The 23,035-nt window shown below is 48.0% G+C and carries 20 protein-coding genes; 11 read left to right on the top strand and 9 right to left on the bottom strand.

The genetic code is table 11. From position 1 onward, the window contains the following. The first annotated feature begins 15 nt into the window (after positions 1-15). A complete protein-coding gene (locus EOO49_RS18045; protein WP_290848272.1) occupies positions 16-591 on the top strand; it encodes a nucleosidase in 576 nt (191 codons plus the stop codon). On the opposite strand, the gene EOO49_RS18040 is transcribed toward EOO49_RS18045, so the two are convergent. Beyond that, the gene (locus EOO49_RS18040; protein ID WP_290848270.1) at positions 581-958 is read right to left on the bottom strand and encodes a helix-turn-helix domain-containing protein; all 378 of its coding nucleotides are present in this window, start codon (positions 956-958) and stop codon (positions 581-583) included. The genes EOO49_RS18045 and EOO49_RS18040 overlap by 11 nt on opposite strands. A gap of 86 nt (positions 959-1,044) precedes the next feature. Here EOO49_RS18040 and EOO49_RS18035 point away from each other — a divergent pair, with 86 nt between their 5' ends. The 8 genes from EOO49_RS18035 (at position 1,045) to EOO49_RS18000 (ending at position 7,606) form a co-directional block, all read left to right on the top strand. Continuing rightward, positions 1,045-1,980: an NADP-dependent oxidoreductase gene (locus EOO49_RS18035; protein WP_290848268.1), complete on the top strand. Its 936-nt coding sequence runs from the start codon at positions 1,045-1,047 to the stop codon at positions 1,978-1,980. A 76-nt stretch (positions 1,981-2,056) separates the two neighbouring features. After that, entirely contained in the window at positions 2,057-2,626 is a 570-nt protein-coding gene (locus EOO49_RS18030) for a Crp/Fnr family transcriptional regulator (RefSeq protein WP_290848266.1), read from the top strand. A 289-nt stretch (positions 2,627-2,915) separates the two neighbouring features. Beyond that, the gene (locus EOO49_RS18025; protein WP_290848264.1) at positions 2,916-3,083 is read left to right on the top strand and encodes a hypothetical protein; all 168 of its coding nucleotides are present in this window, start codon (positions 2,916-2,918) and stop codon (positions 3,081-3,083) included. A 67-nt stretch (positions 3,084-3,150) separates the two neighbouring features. Then, a complete protein-coding gene (locus EOO49_RS18020; protein ID WP_290848262.1) occupies positions 3,151-3,540 on the top strand; it encodes an AraC family transcriptional regulator in 390 nt (129 codons plus the stop codon). Between the two features lie 275 nt (positions 3,541-3,815). Next, positions 3,816-4,577, top strand: coding sequence for an SDR family oxidoreductase (locus EOO49_RS18015; RefSeq protein WP_290848261.1), 762 nt, complete (start codon positions 3,816-3,818; stop codon positions 4,575-4,577). Between the two features lie 223 nt (positions 4,578-4,800). Then, complete coding sequence (locus tag EOO49_RS18010; protein ID WP_290848259.1) at positions 4,801-5,703, top strand: AraC family transcriptional regulator; 903 nt, start codon at positions 4,801-4,803, stop codon at positions 5,701-5,703. A gap of 79 nt (positions 5,704-5,782) precedes the next feature. Next, a complete protein-coding gene (locus EOO49_RS18005; protein WP_290848257.1) occupies positions 5,783-6,631 on the top strand; it encodes an SDR family oxidoreductase in 849 nt (282 codons plus the stop codon). 144 nt (positions 6,632-6,775) lie between these two features. Continuing rightward, the gene (locus EOO49_RS18000; RefSeq protein WP_290848255.1) at positions 6,776-7,606 is read left to right on the top strand and encodes an SDR family NAD(P)-dependent oxidoreductase; all 831 of its coding nucleotides are present in this window, start codon (positions 6,776-6,778) and stop codon (positions 7,604-7,606) included. A 107-nt stretch (positions 7,607-7,713) separates the two neighbouring features. Here the strand turns inward: EOO49_RS18000 and EOO49_RS17995 are convergent, their stop codons facing one another. From EOO49_RS17995 to EOO49_RS17985, 3 genes are all read right to left on the bottom strand, one after another. Then, positions 7,714-9,450, bottom strand: a complete 1,737-nt coding sequence (locus EOO49_RS17995; RefSeq protein ID WP_290848253.1) for a thiamine pyrophosphate-dependent enzyme — start codon at positions 9,448-9,450, stop codon at positions 7,714-7,716. A gap of 412 nt (positions 9,451-9,862) precedes the next feature. Then, positions 9,863-10,705, bottom strand: a complete 843-nt coding sequence (locus EOO49_RS17990) for an isoaspartyl peptidase/L-asparaginase (protein ID WP_290848251.1) — start codon at positions 10,703-10,705, stop codon at positions 9,863-9,865. Between the two features lie 43 nt (positions 10,706-10,748). Then, a complete protein-coding gene (locus EOO49_RS17985) occupies positions 10,749-11,645 on the bottom strand; it encodes a cyanophycinase (RefSeq protein WP_290848249.1) in 897 nt (298 codons plus the stop codon). 322 nt (positions 11,646-11,967) lie between these two features. Here EOO49_RS17985 and cphA point away from each other — a divergent pair, with 322 nt between their 5' ends. Both cphA and EOO49_RS17975 read left to right on the top strand, forming a co-directional pair. Continuing rightward, entirely contained in the window at positions 11,968-14,592 is a 2,625-nt protein-coding gene (cphA, locus tag EOO49_RS17980) for a cyanophycin synthetase (RefSeq protein WP_290848247.1), read from the top strand. A 344-nt stretch (positions 14,593-14,936) separates the two neighbouring features. Continuing rightward, positions 14,937-17,066: a DPP IV N-terminal domain-containing protein gene (locus tag EOO49_RS17975; protein ID WP_290848245.1), complete on the top strand. Its 2,130-nt coding sequence runs from the start codon at positions 14,937-14,939 to the stop codon at positions 17,064-17,066. A gap of 141 nt (positions 17,067-17,207) precedes the next feature. On the opposite strand, the gene EOO49_RS17970 is transcribed toward EOO49_RS17975, so the two are convergent. The 5 genes from EOO49_RS17970 to EOO49_RS17950 form a co-directional block, all read right to left on the bottom strand. After that, positions 17,208-17,462 carry a hypothetical protein gene (locus EOO49_RS17970; protein WP_290848243.1) on the bottom strand — a complete coding sequence of 85 codons (255 nt, stop codon included), beginning with the start codon at positions 17,460-17,462 and terminating at the stop codon, positions 17,208-17,210. A 408-nt stretch (positions 17,463-17,870) separates the two neighbouring features. After that, positions 17,871-19,133: an asparagine synthetase B gene (locus EOO49_RS17965; RefSeq protein WP_290848288.1), complete on the bottom strand. Its 1,263-nt coding sequence runs from the start codon at positions 19,131-19,133 to the stop codon at positions 17,871-17,873. 112 nt (positions 19,134-19,245) lie between these two features. Next, positions 19,246-19,761 (bottom strand): hypothetical protein, encoded by a 516-nt coding sequence (locus tag EOO49_RS17960; RefSeq protein WP_290848240.1) that lies wholly within the window; start codon positions 19,759-19,761, stop codon positions 19,246-19,248. 93 nt (positions 19,762-19,854) lie between these two features. Beyond that, positions 19,855-21,393, bottom strand: a complete 1,539-nt coding sequence (gene dnaB, locus EOO49_RS17955) for a replicative DNA helicase (RefSeq protein WP_290848238.1) — start codon at positions 21,391-21,393, stop codon at positions 19,855-19,857. A gap of 139 nt (positions 21,394-21,532) precedes the next feature. Continuing rightward, entirely contained in the window at positions 21,533-22,486 is a 954-nt protein-coding gene (locus tag EOO49_RS17950) for an acetyl-CoA carboxylase carboxyltransferase subunit alpha (RefSeq protein WP_290848236.1), read from the bottom strand. Positions 22,487-23,035 lie beyond the last annotated feature (549 nt).

The following is a 23,035-nucleotide window of genomic DNA, read 5'->3' as shown; positions in this document are numbered from 1 at the left end:
GTGGTAAATTTGCACATGCTCAAAAACCTGTTATCCCAAAATCCACTTTTCGTTTTCGCTCTGGAAATCGAGGCGGCATCGGCTTTCGAAGATTGTAACAACACTTTTGTCGGAATCGGGAAAGTGCTCTCGACGTATAATTTGATGAAGCGTCTTGAGGTCGAAAAACCTAGTGTCATCGTCAACCTCGGATCGGCCGGAAGCACCGAATTCGCAAGAGGGAGCGTGATAAATTGTACCAGATTCATCCAGCGCGACATGGACGTGCAAGCTTTGGGCTACAAGAAATTCGAGACGCCATTTTCTGGAATAAATCCGATTCTTGACTACGGAATTTCTATCGAAAACTTGTCACAAGGCGTTTGCGGAACGGGCGACGCGTTCGAGATAGCTCACGTCAACACCGAATACAACGTTATTGACATGGAAGCCTATCCTTTGGCTTTGATCGCGCAAAAAGAAAACATTCCTTTCCTGTGTCTCAAGTATATTTCGGACGGAGCCGACGGAGCCGCAGCCGAAGATTGGCTGGTTTCGGTACATCACGCGGCCTTGGCGTTAAAAGCCGAAATCGACAAACTCAAATCCTGACCGGAACGACTTTGGCTTTTTCGGAAGCTACGTCCCTTCCCCATTTCGCGATGATTTCCAGCATCGGAATCAACGTTTTTCCAAAATCGGTCAACTCATATTCCACTTTCAGAGGCGGTTTTTGTGTGTAGACCGTCCGTTTCAGCAAACCATCTTCTTCCAGTTGCTTCAGTTGCAGGCTCAAAGTGCGTTCGGTAACGACAGGCATGAACTTCCTGAGTTCGTTGTAACGCAAAGCCCCGTTTCTCAAATGGAACAGAATCACGGTTTTATACTTGCCACCGATAAACTCCATCGTGATGCTCGTGCTGCACGGAAACTGCTTTCCATCAATCACATACTGCTCATTTTTACAATCGATCGTCATTTTTTTCAACCTATCCTTTTGGATAGTTATTGCAAAGGTAGAAAACTATAAATACTTTTGTTGCTATAATTTTTATAGTTTAAATCATGAAAGCATATCTTTTATTCGAACCCGGTGACATTACGCAGCTGAAATTATCCGATGTCGAAAAACCGCAACCAAAAGAGAACGAGGTCCTGATCAGGACGAAAGCCATTTCGCTAAACCCTGTCGACGATAAATCAAGAGCAGGCAAAGGAATTTTCGGACGTTTCAAAGACAAATTGCCGCTTATTCTCGGTTGGGACATTTCTGGAATCGTAGAAACTATAGGCGAAAATGTTTCCGATTTCAAAGTGGGCGATGAAGTCTTCGGAATGGTGAATTTTCCCGGAATCGGTAACGCCTATGCGGAATTCGTAGCCGCTCCGGCCGATCAAATAGCATTGAAACCGAAAAACGTTTCTTTCGAAGAAGCGGCGGCAGCGACACTTGCGGCTTTGACAGCTTACCAGATTCTCGCTTCGAACGTAAAATCCGGAGACAATGTGATTCTTCAGGCAGCTGCGGGCGGTGTCGGGCATTTTGCTGTCCAGATCGCCAAGATCCTTGGCGCTGAAGTCACGGGAATTACGTCGACAAAGAATGTAGATTTCGTCAAATCGCTTGGCGCGGATCACATAATCGACTACAGCAAAACATCTTTTGAAAACGCAAGCGGATTCGACTTTGCCCTCGATTCACTTTCGGGCGAAAACCTCGAAAAATTGTCACGCACTGTTCGGGACGGCGGAACGATTTACACTTTGCCGTCGGGAGCAAGCCTTGACGAGTTGACCGCAACACTCCAAAAACGCGATGTAAAACTCGGCTTCCACATGGTAGAAAGCAGTGGAAAAGACATGAGACAAATAGCAGAATGGTTGGAATCGGGAAAAATCAAACCTCAAGTTTCCCAGATTTTCAGCTTCGAAGATTTGCCGAAAGCCCACGACAGCATTGCTTCCGGACGCACTCGAGGCAAAATGGTTATCCGTTTGTAAACGACAGTAAACGTTTATATCCGACAGTAAACGTTTACAAACGGTTAGTTTCGACGCGTTGGTCTATATTTGCGAAATGCAGGCCTTACTCGATCATATTGCCAAATTCGTAAGTCTCGACGAACAGGAAACCGAAATCCTGCTGTCGGGACTTACGAGCTTGAAGCCAAAGAAAAAGGAACATCTGATTAAAGCCGGCCACGTTTGTGACAGGTTGTTTTTTATCTTGAAAGGTTGTCTTCGCCTGTACGTGATTACGGAAAAGGGAAACGAGCAGACGCACCAGTTCATGATCGAAAACTGGTGGCTGTCAGATTATTTGTCCTTTCACAATGAAATGCCAGGCGAATTTTACATCCAGGCAGTAGAGAATTCCGAGGTCATCGCGATCCATAAAAAAGACCTTGAAGCTATTCTGGAAAAAGTGCCCAAGCTCGAAAGGTATTTCAGATTGTGTTACCAAAAAGCTGTTGGCGCGGCCCAAAAGCGGATCAAGTATTTGTTCTCTATGTCGGCAGAAGAACGCTATCACAACATGAACGACCAATTTCCGGAGTTCGTGCAACGCGTCCCGCAGTATATGTTGGCGAGTTATCTCGATTTCTCGGCAGAGTTTTTGAGCAAGATCCGCGCGGGAAAGGTTTGACGGTGAGTACCAACATGGCGATTTTCGGTAGGTTTCGATTACCGACTTTCGACTCTCGTTTCTGCAAACGAAGCCGATAGCATAAATCACGATTTTGACCATAAATCGTTTCTTGAAGTACTTCAGGTTTTTAAAAATCAGTCGACGCAACTTTGTCGTATCCTTAAAAACGTATCGACATGCACACGGCCCACGCGCGCAAGAACGCAGAAACCGAACAACGCCTGTATTTATTGAACGTGTGGAAAGAAACCGACATTTACACATCCGAAGAAAAGCGCTATTGGCCTTGACCGAGGAAGTTACCCGAATTTCGGAGAAACACGTCACTGACGAAACGTATGCAGAATTGCGCGAACATTTCGACGACAAATACATTGCGGATGCGATTGTCATGATGATAACCATAAACGCTTGGAACCGCATCGCGATCGCTTCGGGATGGCTCGTTTCTTAACGAAACTTCAACATATTGATGGAGAGTCGTCCTGCTGATGGCTTTTCCTTTTTACTTAAATTTGACTATGATGCAAACAGTTGACATTCCTAAGAAACCCTCGTCGAGAAAAGATGAGATCACGGCAGATTTCCTCAAGATCTACGAAAATCATCTCGCGGAATTGTTTGCCGGAAAGGCCGATTTCAGAATGACCACGAGCCGATACGCCGAAAAGTTGTTTATCAACAAGCGCCACTTGACCAACACGCTAAAAGAGACGACGGGCAAATCGCCATGCGAATTCATGGAAACGGCAATTGCAGCCGAAGCCTCGCGCCTTCTGGTAGAAACCGATATGTCGGTGGGCGAGATCAGCACGCGTTTCGCTTGGGACGAACCCACCAACTTCGTGAAATTCTTCAAAGGAATGATCGGACAGACACCGTTGCAGTTCCGAAAGAAGCATTTGGGCTGATTTTTTGCAGCATTTTCCGGCTGTTTGCTTTTAGTCCTCGGCCTGAAACCAAGATTTTGTAAGTCGCCTCGCGAGCTTCCTACGGTCGCTGAGATGCGCCAACAAAAACTAGGTTTCAGCCCTGTGGGCTAACCGCTTCCATCCGGGCTAGGATTTGGAGTGACCACAAATCGTGGTTTGGAACAAGACTTTACAAAACGAAATTCTGACGTCTACACCATTTTTGAATCAGATCGCAGCCCTAATTTTGTACAATAATTCTAAAACAAAAGAACATGTCAACACAAAAGATAGCTTTGGTAACCGGCGGCAGCCGCGGCCTCGGAAGAAATATGGCGATCGCTCTGGCTAACAACGGCCTAAATGTGATCCTGACCTACAATTCGAATAAAGACGAAGCCCAAAAAGTCGTATCGGAAATCGAGTCAATGGGAAAAACAGCTACGGCATTACAACTCAATGTGGCCAAAAGCGACACTTTCGCCTCTTTCTTCGATGAAGTTTCCTCTGTGCTGAAAGCCAAATTCGGTACAGACAAATTCGACTACCTTATAAACAATGCTGGAACCGGAAGTTACACGCCGTTTGCCGAAACAACGGAAGAACAATTTACCGAGATGTTCGACATTCACCTTAAATCGGCGTATTTTTTGACGCAAAAGTCACTCGGGTTACTCAATGACGGCGGTGGAATCGTGAACATTTCCTCAGGATTGGCGCGCTTCAGCTTTCCCGGCTCATCGGCTTATGCTGCCATGAAAGGCGGTGTCGAAGTCATGACGCGCTACATTGCCAAAGAACTCGGCGGTCGAAAAATTCGTGCAAACGTCGTGGCTCCAGGTCCGATAGAAACAGATTTTGGAGGCGGACGCGTGCGCGACACCAAAGAGCTCAACGACCAACTCTCGAACATGACGGCTTTGGGACGCGTCGGGTTGCCGGATGACATTGGCGGCGTCGTGGCTTTCCTTTGTTCGGATGCTTCGAAGTGGGTGAACGCCCAAAGAATCGAGGTTTCTGGCGGATTGTTGATTTAAGGCAGATTCCATCTCACCACTCCAAGGCCCTAGCCCGGATGTAAGTGGAAATCCTTTTGCGGGCCGGCGCTTTGTCGTTGCTCGCGGCGAGAGCGACCGAAGGAAGCTCCTTGCCGCGGTTGCAACGACAGCGCCGGCCTCAAAAGATTGCAAGGGACAGCCGGAAAATGCTCCTACTAAAAATAGAAAATCAACTTTTGTTTGAATTTCATAACTTAGCAAAATGAAACCAGCAGAGACAATAGAGGATTTTTACCGTCACAAATTCAACGGGCTTCCCGACGATTACCAGCAAGGCGTTGGGCATTTCAACGTATTCCGAACCGAGGATTGTTATCAGAACGGCCAGGTGACGGTGCATTACAACCGACGTGATTTCTACAAGATCGCGCTCGTTCGCGGCAACAACCGCTATCATTATGCAGACAAAAGCATCGACATTGACGGGTCGACCCTGATGTTTTTCAATCCGCAAGTGCCTTATACTTTTGAGCCATTGGACGAGCGGAAGGAAGGCGTATTCTGCATTTTTACAGATGCTTTCTTTAAAGAAAAGGTGCGCGGAAACCTGTCGGATTGGGCAATGTTCTCACCGATCGGGAAACCCGGATATCAATTGTCGCCGGAAGAAGACGGCGAAGTTGAGGCGATTTTTGCCAAAATGTTGGCTGAAATAAAATCAGACTATGCTTACAAACACGATCTGATTCGCAATTATGTGTTTGAATTGGCGCATTTTGCGATGAAACGCCAACCGACCGAAACGCTTTACAAACATCCGGATGCCAATTCACGCATCACTTCTGTTTTTATGGAACTTCTTGAACGGCAGTTTCCTATCGACAACCCGGCGCAACGGCTTACGATGCGTTCCGCCAACGATTATGCCGATCAATTATCCGTGCATGTGAACCATTTGAACCGCGCGATCAAGTCGACCACGGGAAAGACTACGACGACTTTGATAGCCGAACGTTTGACTACCGAAGCCAAGGCTTTGCTCCGGCATACGAACTGGAACATTTCCGAAATCGGATACAGCTTGGGCTTCGAGGAATCGTCGCATTTCAACAACTTTTTCCGCAAACACACGTCCCAAACACCGACCGTTTTCCGGAATGTTTGAATTTTGCAATTTATAGTTTGAACTGAGCTAACTATCGGGTTTGGTTGCGACGTACTTTTGTTTCATAATCTCACACATTATGACACAGGAACATCAATCAAAGGTTTGGTTCGTCACCGGCGGATCAAAAGGACTCGGACTTTCGCTCATCGGCAAATTGCTTGGCCACGGCTACAAAGTCGCGGCAACCTCACGAGATGCGGAGGAATTGCAAAAAGCGGTCGGGCGCACAGACAATTTTCTCGCACTGGCAGTCGATCTGTCAGACGAAAACAGCGTGAAAAGCGCGGTCGAAAAAGCGATCGGGAACTTCGGACGCATAGATGTGATCGTAAACAACGCAGGCTACGGAATCGGTGGAAGTCTCGAAGAACTTACGAATACCGAAATCCAAAAGGCGTTCGATGTCAACATTTTCGGCACAATAAACGTGATTCGCGCCGTGATGCCGCAACTTCGCAAACAAGGCTCGGGACACATCATCAACATTTCGTCCATAGCAGGATTCGACGGCGGAACGGGCTGGGCGGCTTATGCGGCGGCAAAAGCGGCGATCATCGGACTGACCGAAGTGCTGGCTTTGGACGTGAAAGAATTCGGAGTAAAAGCTACAGTCGTGATGCCGGGCGGATTCAGAACAGAATTCCTAAAACCGTCTTCGGTGATCTTGTCCGAAAATAAGATGCCGGAATACACCGCCGTTCGCACCTATCACGACAGACTTTTATCAATTGACGGAAAACAGACGGGAAATCCGGATTTGGCTGCCGACGTGTTTATCGATTTGGCCGAAAACCCGAATCCGCCGGTTCGTCTGTTCATCGGAAGCGACGCCGTAAAACGCGCTTGGGAAAAAACCGAGGCGATCGTCGAGAACATCAAGGAATGGAAAATCACTTCCAAGTCTACGGACTATCTGGAATCTTGATTTTCATTCTGTCTGCAAACCTCAAAGGTTTTAAAAACCTTTGAGGTTTATAAAAAATCAGTACTGGAACACTTTGCCAGACTTTAAAAAATCACAAAAGTCACTCCGAATCCGGAAGCTGACCTAACATTCAAGTCACATATAATGAAAAAAACCTGGTTTATCACCGGAGCTTCAAAAGGCTTCGGACTGGAACTCGTACGCCAACTTCTGGCCAAGAACGAGAACGTGGCCGCGACGAGCCGCAACAAAAAAGAACTGTCGGAAATCATCGGCGAACACGAGAATTTCCTGGCTTTGCAAATGCAATTGAACGACGAATCTGACGTAAAAAAAGCCATCGATTCGACAATTGAAAAATTCGGAAGCCTCGATGTGATCATCAACAACGCCGGTTACGGATTGGTTGGTTCGGTGGAAGAATTGTCAGACGAGGAAACGCGTCAGAACTTTGAAATCAATGTGTTCGGATCGCTGAACGTGATCCGCCAAGGCTTGCCACAAATGCGCAAACAGCGTTCCGGACATATTTTCAACATTTCATCAATCGGCGGATATTTGGGCGACTTTCCCGGTTTCGGAATCTATTGCGCGACCAAATTTGCGGTAATCGGATTTACAGAAGCGCTCGCCATGGAAGTCAAGGCGTTCAACATCAACGCGACCGCGGTTTTGCCCGGATATTTCAGGACGAATTTCCTTAATTCGGGTTCGCTGATCACTCCAAAAAACGAGATCGCCGACTACGAATCGACGCGTGAAAGCCAAAACGTGCACCAGAACGAGATCAATCTGAACCAGAACGGCGATCCGTTGAAAGGCGCGAAAGTCATCATCGACACCGTTTATGCCGACAATCCGCCTGTGCATTTGTTCTTGGGAAGCGACGCCTACAAACTCGCGAACGACAAAGCCAAATCAGTGATCGATGAACTCGAAAGCTGGAAAGACGTCACCGTTTCAACCGATTTCTGAAGCACACAACAAAAAAAGCCACCTTATTTCCAAGGTGGCTTTTTTGATTTAAGACATCGCAAACACAACGAACAATTATTAATTATTAGTTACTAATTGTTAATTAATCACAAGTATTCTCCGAGGTGTTTGTAATTCGACTTTACCATATCGAGAACTTCGTCCATGCGTCCACCCAAAATGAGTTTGGTCATCGCCACCGCGTAGCCTTTTACTTGGTCGAATTCGAGTTTCGGCGGCATGGCCAGCGATTCCGGATTCGTCAGCACATTGATCAATATCGGGCCTTTTTCGGCGAAGGCTCTTTCCAAAGTCGGGCGAAGCGCTCCAGGTTCGGTCACGGTCAAGCCGATAAACCCCATGGCTTGGGCAACAAGCGCAAAATCCGGATTCACCATTTCGACTTCGTTGCCCGGAAGTCCGGCCACGTCCATTTCGAGTTTGACCATTCCGAGCGAGCGGTTGTTGAAAACGACGATCTTGATGGGAAGCTGGTATTGGTGAATTGTCGCCAAATCGCCTAGCAGCATCGAAAGTCCGCCGTCTCCGCAAAACGCTATCACTTGCTTTTCGGGATGTGCGAGTTGTGCACCGATCGCCATAGGCATCGCATTTGCCATCGAACCGTGGTTGAATGAACCAAGCAAATGTCGATTTGGACTTCCGTCGAGATAACGCGCGCCCCAAACGCAGGACATTCCGGTATCTACAGTGAAAATCGCGCTGTCGGACGCCAATTCATTTATCGTGTGGGCTACAAATTCTGGACTAATCGCATCTTTTTGACCGTTGTCGTTAACGTACGTGAGTTGATTCTTCTTGACTTTTTCATAGAATTCGCGCTGGCTTTCGAGAAAACCCGCGTCAGCTTTTGCTTCAATCAGCGGAAGCAAGGCCGAGACCGTCGTGCCGATTTTGCCGTGCAAACCCATCGCCAGTTTGGCGCGTCTGCCAAGTCTTTCGGGTTTTTCGTCAATTTGGATGATGGTCGCTTTTTCGGGCATGAAATTTTCGTACGGAAAATCGGTTCCCAGCAAAAGCACGAGATCGGCTTCGTGCATAGCGTGAAATGCCGACGGAACGCCAAGCAATCCGGTCATGCCGACATCGTAAGGATTGTCGTAATGCATTCCCATTTTGGCTCGGAACGAATATCCGATCGGAGCTTTTAGCCTGGACGCAAGTTCAATGACCTGGTCGCGAGCCTCGACCGCTCCGAGTCCGCAGAAAATCGTGACTTTTTTGGCGGCGTTCAAACGATCGGCCAGTTCGGACAAATCTTCGTCATGTGGACGCGATTCGACTCTTGTCCTGAAATTCTGCATCGCCGTAGCGCTTTCTACAGCGGGCATTCCGGCCACATCGCCCGGCAATCCGAAGACGGCCACGCCTTTTAGGGAAAGCGCATGTTGGATCGCGGTTTGCAACATTCTCGGAGCCTGGACAGCCGAAGTCGCGAGTTCGTTGTAATAACTGCAATCGTCGAAAAGTCTGTAAGTATTGGTGCTTTGGAAGTAGTCTACGCCCATTTCGGCAGTGTGGATCGTGGACGCAATAGCCAAAAGCGGCACGCCAGAGCGGTGCGCGTCATAAAGACCGTTTATCAGATGCACGTGTCCCGGACCGCAACTTCCGGCGCAGACCGCGAATCCGTCGAGTTCCGCTTCGGCGGCGGCCGCATAAGCTGCGACTTCCTCGTGCCGGACGTGAATCCATTTTATTCGGCCATCGCGGCGGATGGCGTCGTTCAGATCGTTCAGGGAATCGCCGGCCAAGGCGTAAATGCGTCTCACGTCGTTGGCGACCAACATCTCGACGATCTGGTCGGCTACTTTTTTGCTCATTTGTTTCGTCTCTAGGTTACTTGCTTAAAGTTAGGCAATGACGAAGCGGGAATGCGTTAAAGGCGCGATAAATAAACTCGATTTTTGCTTCGGAGACTTTGCGTGGAGGATAGCGGCGGCGCGGGCGGTGGCAGTGGCAGTAGCGGTGGCAGTGGCAGTTGCAGATTGGACGATGTTGAACCTACGTTTAACATTTTTTACAGATTTTCTGTAAAGGAGTCGTCGAAAATTTTTGTAGGGATACATTCGCCCCTTCCCTGAAGGTAAGATCGGAATTTGGACGATGCGTCGGTTACAGAAAATCTGTAGAAATTGTTAATTTATCGAAATGGGAATTGAAACCTTCCATCTTGAAATTCCCATAACAGACTTTCTAAAAATGATCTATGCTCTTGATATCAACAAAATTGCATCAGTCGAAAACAACGATATTTTCGCCATCAAAAGACGCGAAAACCATTTTGGGATGCGAGTGCTGATGAAAGACATTTCCTTGTTTGTCAATGGCGATCGCACCCGCGAAACCGTTGAAAGGCTTGAGTTCTTCGAAGGTTTTGGCAAAAGCGTCCTTGAGTGAAAATCCGTCGTTGACGCGGGTTACGATCTTGGCTGCGACCGCTCCCGAAACGATGTCCTCACCTACTCCGGTGCAACTCACGCCACAGTTTTCGCTCGCGTAATTTCCGGCGACCGTGGCAGAATCCGAAATGCGTCCCGGAATCTCGAAACCTTTTCCGCCCGTGGAAGTCGCTACCGCGATTTTCCCATGCTGATCCAATGCGACACAACCGACTGTTCCGGTTCCCGTTGGTGCCTTTTTGGCTTCGTATTCGGCTCTTCGCTGTGGGATTTCGGTAGAAAATTCCTCAAAACCGAGCTTTCTCGCAAATGACGTCGCGCCTTCTCCGCCCAAAACCTTGTCGTCCGAATCGAGCAACATCTGCGCGACCTGAACCGGATTTTTGACGTTCTCGACATTGATCACGCCGCTCATTTTCTTGGAATCTCCGTCCATGATTGCCGCGCTCATTCGGATTTTCCCGTCCGATTGGATTTGGGAACCGATTCCGGCGTTGAACAATTCGTCGTCTTCGAGCAAAGAAACCGCGTGCACGACCGTTTCAAGTGCCGAATGGTGTTTTAGGAACTGGAACGATTGCATCGCGATGTGCTTCAAAGCCTGCTGTTTGGCGACTTTCGTTTCGTTATTGGTAGAAGATTCGGAGAAAAAACCTCCGTGGATAATGATTTTCATACGATCAACTATTAATTATTAATTCATAATTATTAACTAATAATTAATCTGTCGGAATTCCGAGATCTTCGGCATATTGTGAAGACTGGATTTCCATTTTGTAAGTCTTGAGGTCGAAAGTGTCGTACTTGCTCATGACGTGCGTCACCAAATGACTGATGGAAATAGGCTGTCCGAGTTCGACTTGGGTTAGATTCGTGTCTTTGACTTCACGTCCGTCGACCAAAATCACGAGTCCGGAACCGATCGCTTCCATCTCTTTTCCGTTCGTGATCAAAAGTCCGGTGTCCTCGCCCAGTCCGATTCCCAGAACTTTCGGGTTTCCGACAACGGCCTGAAACAGGCGACCGATGCGTCCGCGTTGCACGAAATGCGTGTCGATGATCACGCCGTCGATGAATCCGAGTCCCGAAGTGATCTTGACCTCGCCTTTGAGCAAAGCCTCCGAACTGCTTCCTTGGTAAATCATCGAATTCGATGCGGCCGCAGCTCCGGCAGACGTTCCTGCGTAGATAAAATCTTCGTTGTGGTATTTTTCCAGCAACAGATCATGAAACGGCGTTCCTCCCAAAATCGAGGTCAGTCGCAGTTGATCGCCTCCGGTGAACATCACCACATCGGCATTCTTTACTCTTTCGAGCGTTTCAGGATCGGACGCTTGTTCGCGTTTTTCCAGATAAAGCACGCCCACGTTCTTGGCTCCGAGGTAATCCCAGGCTTTCACGTATTCCGGACCGATGATTTTCGGGATTTTGGAAGCTGTCGTGACGATCTCGATCCTCGAGTTTTCCTTTTGCTTGGATTCGTTCAGGATGCGCTTGAGAATTCCGGTCTCAAAAAAGTTGATATTCTTGCTGGCGTTGACGTCGATATCGTTCTCAGTGAAACTACCTTTGTCGACGGCACCGCCTATGATGATGAGTTTTCCTTTGATTTCCATTGTATTCCGATAAACTTGGAGGTCGTAAAAGTAGGAATAAAAGCCAAAACGCCCCGATTTTAAAGTGTGAAATGTCAGGTTTTAGTTTTTAAGAATCTGATTGAAAGCAAGTTGCCTGTTCACATTTAGGGTCTCTTTTGGAAGCATTTTCCTATCGGATGCGGAAACGCCCGAAAATACGCGCCTTTAACACGTAAATAATTTTGTTCCGTTATCAAAATCTTCTATTTTAGGCAAATGCTTTCACGGATTTAACGAAAATCATGTGATTTTTACTCAAATTCCAAACATCCACAAACAGAATTTTAATAAAACCAAACCAATGAAAATCCTGAAAATACAGGCGTTACGAGGTCCGAACATTTGGAGCGTGCAGCGCAAGAAGCTTATTCAGATGCGTCTCGACCTTGAAGACATGGAGGAAAAACCCACGAACAAGATTCCGGGTTTCCGCGAAAGAATCGAGAAATTGCTTCCTTCCTTATATGACCATCGCTGTTCTGAAGGCACGCCAGGCGGATTCTTCTCGAGAATCGAACGAGGCACTTGGATGGGACACGTGATCGAACACATCGCGCTCGAAATCCAGACGCTTGCGGGAATGGAAACCGGTTTTGGGCGCACACGCGAAACCAAAACGCCAGGAACGTACAACGTCGTTTTTAGTTATACCGAAGAAAATGTAGGCTTGTTCGCTGCCGAAAGCGCCGTGAGAATTGCCGAAGCTTTGATAGCCGACGAAGAATACGACCTGGAAGCCGACATCCGGAAAATGCGCGAGATCCGCGAACGCGACCGCCTCGGACCGTCTACGGGAAGTATCGTCGAGGAAGCCGTGGCACGCGACATTCCGTGGATTCGCCTCGGAACGAATTCGTTGGTACAACTTGGTTACGGCGTGAACCAGATGCGTTTTCAGGCCACGATCACTTGCAAAACCTCGAATATTGCCGTCGACATCGCTTGTAACAAGGAAGAGACGAAACGCATGCTTGGCAACAATTCCGTTCCGGTGGCAAGCGGAAGCATTTGCGTAGACGAGGAAGGTTTGGCCGAAACAATCCAAAAAATCGGGTATCCGATCGTGCTTAAACCACTTGCGGGCAATCACGGAAAAGGCGCATCGATCAATGTAAAAACCTGGGAAGACGCCGTTGCCGGATTGGCATTCGCCCAAACTTACGGCAGACGCGTGATCGTCGAAAAATTCGTCACGGGATTCGATTTCCGGGTTTTGGTGATCGACAACAAACTCGTTGCGGCGGCAAAACGCGTTCCGGCTCACGTGGTTGGAAACGGAGCCGATTCGATTCAAACCTTGATCGACGAAACCAACAAAGATCCGCGTCGCGGTTACGGACACGAAAATGTGCTGACCGAAATTTCCGTCGACAGAGATACCGAAGATTTGCTTTCGAAGTTGGAATATACGCTTGAAACCGTTCCGAAAAACGGAGAAATCGTGTATCTGAAATCGACGGCAAACCTTTCCACAGGCGGAACTTCGATCGATGTAACCGACATGATGCATCCCGAAAACATCTTTTTGGCCGAACGCATTTCGCGAATCATCGGACTTGACGTGTGCGGAATCGACATCATGGCCGAAAACCTCACGCAACCCTTGAAAGAAAATGGCGGCTGTATTCTCGAAGTCAACGCTGCGCCAGGTTTCAGGATGCACTTGGCGCCGAGCGAAGGTTTGCCTAGAAACGTTGCCGCGCCTGTAATTGACATGCTCTATCCGCCGGGAAAACCTAGCAGAATCCCGATTATCGCGGTAACGGGAACAAACGGAAAAACGACCACGACGCGTCTTTTGGCGCATATCGTCAAAAACAACGGTTTCCGCGTCGGTTTCACGACTTCGGACGGGATTTACGTCCAAAACCACATGATGGAAAAAGGCGATACGACCGGGCCGCTTTCTGCCGAATACATCTTGAAAGATCCAACTGTCGAATTTGCGGTCCTGGAAACAGCGCGCGGCGGAATTCTTCGCTCCGGACTTGGTTTCAGCCGATGCGACATCGCCATAATCACGAATATCCAAGAAGACCATTTGGGACTTTCCGACATTCATACGCTTGACGATCTTGCGCGCGTGAAAGCGACAGTCGTGAGAAGCGTCAACAAAGAAGGTTGGGCGATATTGAATGCCGAGGACGAACACTGCATGAAAATCGCGAAAGAACTGTCGTGCAACATTGCCTATTTCGCTATGGACGAAGAACATCCGACAGCAAAACGCCTAAGCAAGGAAGGAAAAATCGTCGCTGTTTACGAAAATGGGTTCATCACTGTAAAACGCGGGGAATGGAAAATCCGCATTGAGCGCGCAACTCACGTGCCGTTGACACTTGGCGGAAAGGCCAAATTCATGATCGCGAACGCGTTGGCCGCGACTTTGGCCTCTTACCTTTACGGATTCAAAACCGACGACATCAGTTTGTCGCTCCAGACCTTTATTCCGAGTGTGGCACAAACGCCGGGAAGAATGAATATTTTCGATTTCAAGCGATTCAAGGTCCTGATCGATTTTGCCCACAATCCGGCCGGCTATCTAGGTGTCGAGGATTATTTGCAAAGTGTCGAGGCGAACAAGAAAATCGGAATCATCGCCGGAGTTGGCGACAGACGTGACGAAGACATTCGCGAATGTGCCAAAATCGCCGCGAGAATGTTCGACCACATCATCATCCGTCAGGAAAAATACCTGCGCGGAAGAACCGAACAGGAAATCGTCGACCTGATTCTTGCCGGCATTTCCGAATCGGGAAGAAACGTGACTTACGAGATCATTTCCAAGGAAGTAGAAGCGATCAAGCACGCGATCAATTCGGCCGAGGAAGGTACGTTCATCACCGCTTTGAGCGATGTCGTCACGAACGCGATCGACATTGTCCAGGAATATTTGGATAAGGAAAACGAGGAAGGGCATTTGTAGTTCCGACTTCCGTTAAAGATTTTCAGCCATGGATTCACGATTTTCCTTTTGGATTATTCGTGAATTCGTGGCTTTTTTTTGGGCGAATTAGGACGCTATTTTTTGCCGCGAATTCGCGAATTTTTTTAACCGAATCGTTGAAGTTGAATAATCCATTAAAGTATTTTCGGCCACGAATACACGAATCCTTTTTACCCTAATCGACTGAACTTGGCAACCTGTGGCAAATTGTTGTTCAGATGAATTAAGCAGCGACGGAATCGATTTGAATTCGGGACGTAACAAATCCGGAAATATCCCGACCAATTCCCAAATCCCTACATTTGCAATCCAACTACACAAAAATGATCAGAAAAATAACCTTGGCAATCAGCCTTTTTGTCGCCATTTCGGCATCGGCGCAAACGAAACAAATCACATTGGAACAAAGCGTCCTGCAGCAATACGGACAATTTCGCGCCGACGGAATGCGCGGTTTCCAGTGGATTCCGAAAACGAACAATTACGTTTTTTTTGCCGATGGCGCGCGCAAGCTCATGACTGCATCGGCCACAAACCAATCGGCAACCGAACTCGTGACTTTGAGCGATCTCAACAAGGCCGTCGCGGCGGAATTCAAGTCGTTTGCTGGCATTTCTTTCAAGGATTCGGACACTTTCGTGCTTACATCCGCAAACAAATATTACGAATACAACGTCAAGACCAAAGCGGGAAAACTTATTGGGGAAATTCCCGCCGAAGCCGACAACGCAACCTGGAACGAGGCCAAAAACGGTATCGCGTTCACTCAGGAAAACAATCTTTTCATCTGGAAAGACGGACAGACCAAAGCAGTGACGAACAACACCGACAAAAATATCGTATCGGGAACATTTGTGGCCCGAAGCGAATTTGGGATTTCGGGCGGCATTTTTTGGTCGCCGAACGGAAATCTGCTCGCGTTTTACCAAAAAGATGAAACCGAAGTCGCCGATTACCCATTGCTCGACATCAACGAAACACCGGGAAAATTGGTCAACATCAAGTATCCGATGGCCGGCCAGAAAAGCGAGAAACCGAAAGTCGGGATTTACGATCTTGCTTCGGGAAAATCAGTTTTCGTTTCCCCAAAAGGCGCTCCTGACGATTATCTGACGAACGTTTCGTGGACTCCGGATGAGAAATTCGTGCTTATCGCAGAAGTGAACCGCGCCCAAAACAACATGCATCTGAATTTGTATGATGCCAGATCGGGTGCTTTCGTGCGCACTTTGATCGAAGAAAAATCCGAGGCTTGGACCGAGCCCGAACACGCGGCATTTTTCCCATCGGATAAATCGAACAACTTCGTCTGGGAAACCGAAACCGACGGCTTCAACAATTTCTACTATTATTCCATCGAAGGAAAACTCATCAAAAAACTCACTTCGAACAAGTTCATGGCCAGAGAAATCTTTGGCGCGAATCCCGCCGGAACCGAATTTTATTTCAAGGCGACAGGCCCGAATCCGACGAACATGCTGGCATATAAAGTCGATCTGAAAGGCAAACAGACTTTGCTCACGAAGGACGAAGGCGTGCACAACGTTTCGATCTCGACCGACGGGAATTTTATTTTCGACGAGTTCTCAAACCATTCGACTCCGGGCAAATCCTTGCTTTGGAACAAATCCGGAAAAGCGACGACTTTGATTGAAAGTACTGACAAATACAAGGATTTTGTCATTGGTAAATCGGAAGTGAAAACCATCAAATCTGCCGACGGAAAGACCGATTTGTACTCGCGCCTGATCAAACCAAGCAACTTCGACCCTAACAAAAAATATCCGGTTTTGGTCTACGTTTACGGCGGACCGCACGCGCAATTGGTCACGAATTCCTACCTCGACGGAGCCAATTTGTGGATGTTCTGGATGGCCGAACAGGGTTATCTCGTATTCACCGTCGACGGACGCGGCTCGGACAATCGCGGTGTCGCCTTCGAAAGCGTGATCCACAGAAAAGTTGGCGTAAACGAAATGGACGACCAGATCGCGGGCGTGAATTACCTCAAAACATTGCCTTACGTCGACGCGGATCGCGTTGCCGTTCACGGTTGGAGTTTTGGCGGTTTTATGACAACTTCGCTTATGTTGCGCAAGCCCGATGTCTTCAAGGTTGGCGTCGCGGGCGGTCCGGTTACCGACTGGAAATTCTACGAGGTTATGTACGGCGAGCGCTACATGGATACGCCAGCCGAAAACCAAAAAGGTTTCGACGAAGCCAGCACGCTCAATTACGTCAAGGACTTGAAAGGAAAACTGCTTTTGATTCACGGAACGAGCGACGATGTTGTCGTGATGCAACAGAATTTCGCTTTGGTCAAAAAGTTTGTCGAGGCGCAAAAACAGGTCGATTTCTTTGCTTATCCGATGCACAAGCACAACGTCGTCGGCCGCGATCGCGTGCATTTGATGCAGAAAGTGCTTGATTATGTGATCGACAACAACAAATAATTGCTAATGAATAATTAGTAATGAATAATTAATAATGAATAATTGGTCGCTCGGGTTTTCCCGGGCGATTTTTTTTAGGAGCGTAAACCCGATGCACCGAGCGCAGCAAACCGATCAAATTCCCGCGCAGGTCGCGACGAATCAGATGCTCTTATTTGAACTTCGGGAATTGGCTTGCGATTTCCTTCGGTTCGCGTCAAAAATTCCGGCCTGAACCAAAAGCTGTTCGACTTCGGTTTCGGGAATGCCTTGCTTTTCGGCAATTTTACCAAGCAAGATTGTCTGTGATCTGAAATAGCGCAACATGGCGTTGATCGAGAGCACGGCGCGTAAGATAAGCACCGAAACCACCAATCCTATGAGGTACAAAAACGCGTAATAAAACAGCTCTTCCATAGCGTGGATTTTTGGATTGACTTTAGAAGTTAGCGATTTTCACGTTGTCGCGCGTAGCTTTTTAGGTCAATATTAACCATTTGCTTCGCGCAGACGACTGTTCGCGAAATTGACGTGGAATCGCCATTTTTCCGAAATAAGTTTCGTGCTGAATTTGCCAAAAAAGTCATGTATGCTTTCTAACTCGCGCTTCACTCCTATTTTCGATGGAGCCGATTTCGCGGCCCGGATGCAAGCGGAAAGCCCACAGCGGCAAACCGCCAATTTTGCCGACGCAAAACAGCGACCAACGGAAGCTCGTTTTGTGGCTTTGCAAAATGGCGGTTTGCGCGAGGACTTGCAGTGGGTCAGCCGGAATTTGCCGCCATTGAAATACTTGAGTGTGAAAGTTCTAAAGTACTCCGGAAATTATGTCTTCTGCTTCTTTTTTCGCGCCGCCGGAAACAAAACGTTGTTGAGAATCAAGCGATAACCCGGAGAATTCGGGTGCAAATCGAGTACGGTGGGTTCGTCGCCTACTCGGTGTTGGTAGTCTTCGGGATCGTGTCCTCCGTAAAACGTGAACATGCCTTTGCCTTTTTGCCCGTGGATGTAGCGCGCTTCGCCGTTGATTTGGCACTCGCCCAAAACGAGCACGTTCGACTTGATCAATTCGCGTTCGAAAGACGTGGTTTGCCCCATGAAGCCTTTGACAAGCGACGTGTGATTTTGGCACAACATCGACGGGATCACGTCCCATTTCGCTGAGAAGTCCATCAACGTGAAATAGTCTTTTTCGAACGGGATGCGTCGTTTTTCGGTCATGTCGATATCGGAAAATTCGTAGCGTTCAGGTCGTCTTTCCAAAGTGAAGTTCTTGAAGGCAAAACTGCGCGAATATTCGAGTCTGGATTGGTAATTCGGATCGCTCGCGTCTCCGTCGAACATCGGTTCGCAAATGTCGACGCCTTCGGCAGAAAGCGCGATGTCGAAGCTGTCGGTGGCCGAACACATAGCGAACATGAATCCGCCGCCAATCACGAAGTCGCGGATTTTCTTGGAAACCGCGAGTTTTTCCTGGGAAACTTTGTCGAAACCAAGCTTTTTGGCCAACGCTTCGGAGTTCTTTTTTTCCTCTATATACCATGGCGCGTTTCGGTACATTCCGTAGAACTTGCCGTATTGTCCGGTGAAATCCTCGTGGTGCAAGTGCAGCCAATCGTACAGGATCAGTTGGTCTGACATCACTTCTTCGTCGTAAATTTCGGCGTATGGGATTTCGGCATATTTCAGGACCAAAGTCACCGCGTCGTCCCAAGGTTTTTTGCCTTTCGGCGTATAGACCGCGATTTTAGGAGCTTTTTCGAGCACGACGGTTTCCATATTTTGAGATGGACTCGAGATTTCGTCGAGAATGGCATTGGCTTGTCCGTCAGACAAAACCTCGAAACTCACGCCTCGAATCTGGCATTCTTTCCGGATATCGGGAGCGTCGGGCAACAGAAACGATCCGCCGCGATAATTCAAAAGCCAACTCGCCTTGTACTGTTTGTCAAGCGCCCAATACGTGATTCCGTAAGCTTTCAGGTGATTTTGCTGTCCGGATTCGTCCATTGGCAGCAAGATGAAATTGGCGTTGGCAAGTGCCGATACGACCAAAAACAACGTCACAAAGATTTTCCTCAAAAACATCATTTTGTAAAGATAGGGTTTTTTAGACGCGTTTTGCTTTGGACGCGCTGTGCATCCGACCGCAAAACGCGAAGCACATGACTCGCAAGTGAAACTAAAGTCAGTTGTAAAATTAGAGGCTGGTGTACTCGAACCAATTTTCTTGAAGTGCTTTTTTCAGCACAATTTTGTCGCCGATTACACTTTTTGCCTCCAAGGTGTCGCCGACCTTGGCGTTTCCCTCGAGTAGAAACAAATAGCCAAGTTGAGGCGACATCGCATAGTTTTGGACGGGAAATAAGTAGAATCGGGACTCGCGTTTGAATTCGGATACTTTCATCGCGTCAAAATTCTTAAGGATTTGATGAAGTTCATTTTCGTCAACTGCGATTTCTTTCGCCCGCTTGCGATAGCTGTAGGCATTCGGTTGGTCGATTTGGATCGTGTCGTTGAAAACAGCTTGTCCGTTCACACGGAATTCGTTCTTGTCACGTCTTGTGTCGACAATGGAAATTTCAACGATTTTAGGTTGCTTTTGTATTCCCGAAACAAAGATTTCAGCTTCCGATAGCCTGAATTCGTCAAGTCCATAAAACAACTTCGGACTGCTCGTCTTACACGACAAAAAAACCGCCAAAATGAGAAACATCAATCGGAACTTCATATTCCTGAATGGATTACAGCTTACCATGCGTCCAAAATACGAAATCAACCGTACTTTTGAATTCTCGGCTTGCAAGTCTCAAAAAGGAACGTCGCTGTCGTCAAAAGCATTCGAACTACTGCCGAAAGCTTCGTTCGCCGATGGAAAACTCTTGGGAGCGAACGGCATATCCTCGTTCATTTTGGATGAGAATTCGCCAAAACCGCTTCCGTAATCTTCGAGATTGTCGAATTTACCGAGATGTCCGATGAATTTGAGTCGGATGTTTTCCAGCGATCCGTTACGGTGTTTGGCAATGATGAATTCGGCTTGACCGTCGGTTGGTGAATGTTCGTCATCGTCCCATTCCTCGATTTTGTAGTATTCCGGACGGTAGATGAACGACACGATGTCGGCATCCTGCTCGATCGCCCCGGATTCACGAAGGTCGGAAAGCAACGGTCGCTTGCTCGAACCACGCGTTTCAACGGCACGCGACAACTGCGAAAGCGCAATCACCGGAACGTTTAATTCTTTGGCCAAGGCTTTCAGGTTACGCGAGATCGTCGAGATTTCTTGTTCGCGGTTTCCGCCGCCTTTGCCCGATCCGCCGGCCGTCATAAGCTGAAGGTAATCGATCACGATAAGTCTTATGCCATATTGGGACGCCAGACGACGGCACTTGGCACGCAAATCGAAAATCGAAAGCGAAGGTGTGTCGTCGATGTACAAAGGCGCTTTTTCCAGATCTTTCACTTTCGTGGACAATTGTTCCCACTCGTGTTTCTCGAGTTTTCCCGTACGCAGTTTTTCAGATGAAAGTCCGGTCTCGGAAGAAATCAGACGCGTGATCAACTGTACCGACGACATCTCGAGCGAGAAGAAAGCCACGGCCTGATTGTACTGGATCGCCATGTTTCGCGCCATCGAAAGTACGAAAGCCGTCTTACCCATACCCGGACGTGCCGCAATGATGATCAAGTCACTCGGTTGCCAACCTGACGTGATTTCGTCGAGTTTGTCAAAACCTGTGGCGACTCCGGACAAACCTTCGCGTCCGGCGATTTCCTCGATTCGCTTTTTGGCTTGCAAAACCAAACTCTGGGCGGTTTCGGATGAACGTTTGATGTTGCCCTGCGTCACTTCGTACAAACGCGATTCGGCCTTGTCAAGCAAGTCGAAAACGTCGCTCGTCTCGTCGTAACATTCCTCGATGAGTTCGGCAGAAATGCGGATAAGACTGCGTTGGATGAATTTCTGCAGAATGATCCTGGAGTGGAATTCGATATGTGCCGAAGAAGAAATCTTCTGCGTAAGCTGTATCAGATAAAAATCACCGCCCGCCAATTCGAGTTTCGCACTCTTTTTGAGTTGGGCCGAAACCGTAAGCAAGTCGATGGGTTGGGAATCTGTGAACAATTGGAAAATGGCTTCGAAAATGTGCTTGTGGGCGTCTTTGTAAAACGCGTCCGGAGCCAGGATGTCGATGACCTCGTCCACACCTTTCTTGTCGATCATCATCGCGCCCAACACCGCTTCCTCAAGATCGGTTGCCTGTGGCGGCAACTTCCCTTTCTCAAGGCTGATGATGGCCGATTTGTCGACCTTTACGGGGCTTATACTCCTGAAATTTTCCATGAGGCGAAAGTAAACTAATTCTCAAAAAATCGTTACCAGAGTTATAACGACAAAACTGTTTAAAAGTTTTTATAATTGTTTATAAGGCAAAAAAAATCCGAAACCACGGGCTTCGGATTCAATATGGTTTTGGAAGGTCTTATTCCTTGAATTCGCCCATTTTACTGTATTTGTCCATTCTTCTGGCCACCAACTTCTCTGTTGATAAGTCCTTGAGCTCGTTAAAGCCTTTCAGAATATATTCCTGCACGTTCTTGAAAGCGGTTTCGCGGTCGAAATGTGCGCCTCCGAGTGGTTCCGGGATCACGTCGTCGACGAGTTTCTGTCTTTTCATGTCAGATGACGTCAGCTTCAAAGCCTCGGCCGCCTGTTCTTTGAAATCCCAGCTTTTCCACAAGATCGAAGAACACGATTCCGGCGAAATCACCGAGTACCAAGTATTTTCCATCATGAAAACCTTGTCCCCGACGCCGATTCCGAGTGCGCCACCAGATGCGCCTTCACCAACGATCACCGCGATCACGGGCGTTTTCAATCGGCACATCTCGAAAATGTTGCGCGCGATCGCCTCGCCTTGTCCGCGTTCTTCGGCTTCCAAGCCAGGATAAGCACCCGGCGTATCGATAAACGAAACCACGGGAATCCCGAATTTCTCGGCCATTTTCATCAAGCGCAAAGCCTTGCGATACCCTTCGGGATTCGCCATACCGAAATTGCGGTACTGACGCGTCTTGGTATTGTAGCCTTTCTGTTGTCCGATGATCATGAAGGACTGACCGCCGATTTTTCCCAATCCGCCAATCATCGCCTTGTCGTCCTTGAAAGAACGGTCGCCGAACAACTCCAGGAAAGTGTCGCCACACAAAGCGCGAACGTAATCCATCGTATAAGGACGGTTCGGGTGGCGCGACAATTGCACGCGCTGCCAAGCCGTCAAATTCTTGTATATCTTCTTTTTGGTCTCCTCGAGTTTCTTTTCGATCTGTTTGCAGGTATCGGTCACGTCGACGTTCGATTCCTGGCCGATAACCTGGCATTTGTCAAGCTGGTCTTCGAGTTCCTTGATCGGAAGCTCAAAATCTAAATATTCCATCGTTGCAGGATTTTCGTTTAGTTGAGGGGCAAAGATAAAGTAACTTTTTGGATTTTGTGTGCCAATTTGCACACCTAAAATTTCGTTTTTAACGCGCTTTGCGGATTGGTTTTCCTAAACACATTTGTTTTTTTGTTTGGTTTGTTTGGGAGCTTTTCCGGCTGCCGGGCACTAGCTTTCTTTAAAAAATCCGGTTTTTCTATAGGTTGCAATGAGCTTCCTTCGGTCGCTGTCGCAACCTAAGAAAAAGTTGGTTTTTTCTGTGAAAGGCTAGTTGCCGTCATCCGGGCTATTTCTTTTTGCCCGAAGATATTTTCTCTCTACAATTTCCTGTTAAGCCGGAAAGTTAGCTCACTCTCGAGCCGCAGAGAACGAGCTGCGCTCGTTTGGTGTTTTTCGCCGGCTGCGCCGTCGCTGGCTTTGATTTTATTTCGTCGCCTGCCAGCGGGGCTTACTTTTGCCTCGCCGCAAAAGTAACAAAAAGGCTCGCGGCACGACCGATTTTGGCGACCTGACAGCCTTGCAAATTCGGGAATTAAAGGAACTCGC

Origin of the sequence: Flavobacterium sp. (assembly GCF_004295795.1) — a bacterium.
In the GTDB taxonomy this organism is placed as follows: Bacteria; Bacteroidota; Bacteroidia; order Flavobacteriales; family Flavobacteriaceae; genus Flavobacterium.
The sequence above is the reverse complement of the archived record's forward strand: the minus strand, read 5'-3'. Positions and strand labels throughout refer to the sequence as shown.

Bases quoted from the DNA above. Each gene is read 5' to 3' on its own strand.
- EOO49_RS18045 (WP_290848272.1), top strand. From the start codon at position 16: ATGCTCAAAAACCTGTTATCCCAAAATCCACTTTTCGTTTTCGCTCTG.
- EOO49_RS18040 (WP_290848270.1), bottom strand. From the start codon at position 958: ATGACGATCGATTGTAAAAATGAGCAGTATGTGATTGATGGAAAGCAG.
- EOO49_RS18035 (WP_290848268.1), top strand. From the start codon at position 1,045: ATGAAAGCATATCTTTTATTCGAACCCGGTGACATTACGCAGCTGAAA.
- EOO49_RS18030 (WP_290848266.1), top strand. From the start codon at position 2,057: ATGCAGGCCTTACTCGATCATATTGCCAAATTCGTAAGTCTCGACGAA.
- EOO49_RS18020 (WP_290848262.1), top strand. From the start codon at position 3,151: ATGATGCAAACAGTTGACATTCCTAAGAAACCCTCGTCGAGAAAAGAT.
- EOO49_RS18015 (WP_290848261.1), top strand. From the start codon at position 3,816: ATGTCAACACAAAAGATAGCTTTGGTAACCGGCGGCAGCCGCGGCCTC.
- EOO49_RS18010 (WP_290848259.1), top strand. From the start codon at position 4,801: ATGAAACCAGCAGAGACAATAGAGGATTTTTACCGTCACAAATTCAAC.
- EOO49_RS18005 (WP_290848257.1), top strand. From the start codon at position 5,783: ATGACACAGGAACATCAATCAAAGGTTTGGTTCGTCACCGGCGGATCA.
- EOO49_RS18000 (WP_290848255.1), top strand. From the start codon at position 6,776: ATGAAAAAAACCTGGTTTATCACCGGAGCTTCAAAAGGCTTCGGACTG.
- EOO49_RS17995 (WP_290848253.1), bottom strand. From the start codon at position 9,450: ATGAGCAAAAAAGTAGCCGACCAGATCGTCGAGATGTTGGTCGCCAAC.
- EOO49_RS17990 (WP_290848251.1), bottom strand. From the start codon at position 10,705: ATGAAAATCATTATCCACGGAGGTTTTTTCTCCGAATCTTCTACCAAT.
- EOO49_RS17985 (WP_290848249.1), bottom strand. From the start codon at position 11,645: ATGGAAATCAAAGGAAAACTCATCATCATAGGCGGTGCCGTCGACAAA.
- cphA (WP_290848247.1), top strand. From the start codon at position 11,968: ATGAAAATCCTGAAAATACAGGCGTTACGAGGTCCGAACATTTGGAGC.
- EOO49_RS17975 (WP_290848245.1), top strand. From the start codon at position 14,937: ATGATCAGAAAAATAACCTTGGCAATCAGCCTTTTTGTCGCCATTTCG.
- EOO49_RS17970 (WP_290848243.1), bottom strand. From the start codon at position 17,462: ATGGAAGAGCTGTTTTATTACGCGTTTTTGTACCTCATAGGATTGGTG.
- EOO49_RS17965 (WP_290848288.1), bottom strand. From the start codon at position 19,133: ATGTTTTTGAGGAAAATCTTTGTGACGTTGTTTTTGGTCGTATCGGCA.
- EOO49_RS17960 (WP_290848240.1), bottom strand. From the start codon at position 19,761: ATGTTTCTCATTTTGGCGGTTTTTTTGTCGTGTAAGACGAGCAGTCCG.
- dnaB (WP_290848238.1), bottom strand. From the start codon at position 21,393: ATGGAAAATTTCAGGAGTATAAGCCCCGTAAAGGTCGACAAATCGGCC.
- EOO49_RS17950 (WP_290848236.1), bottom strand. From the start codon at position 22,486: ATGGAATATTTAGATTTTGAGCTTCCGATCAAGGAACTCGAAGACCAG.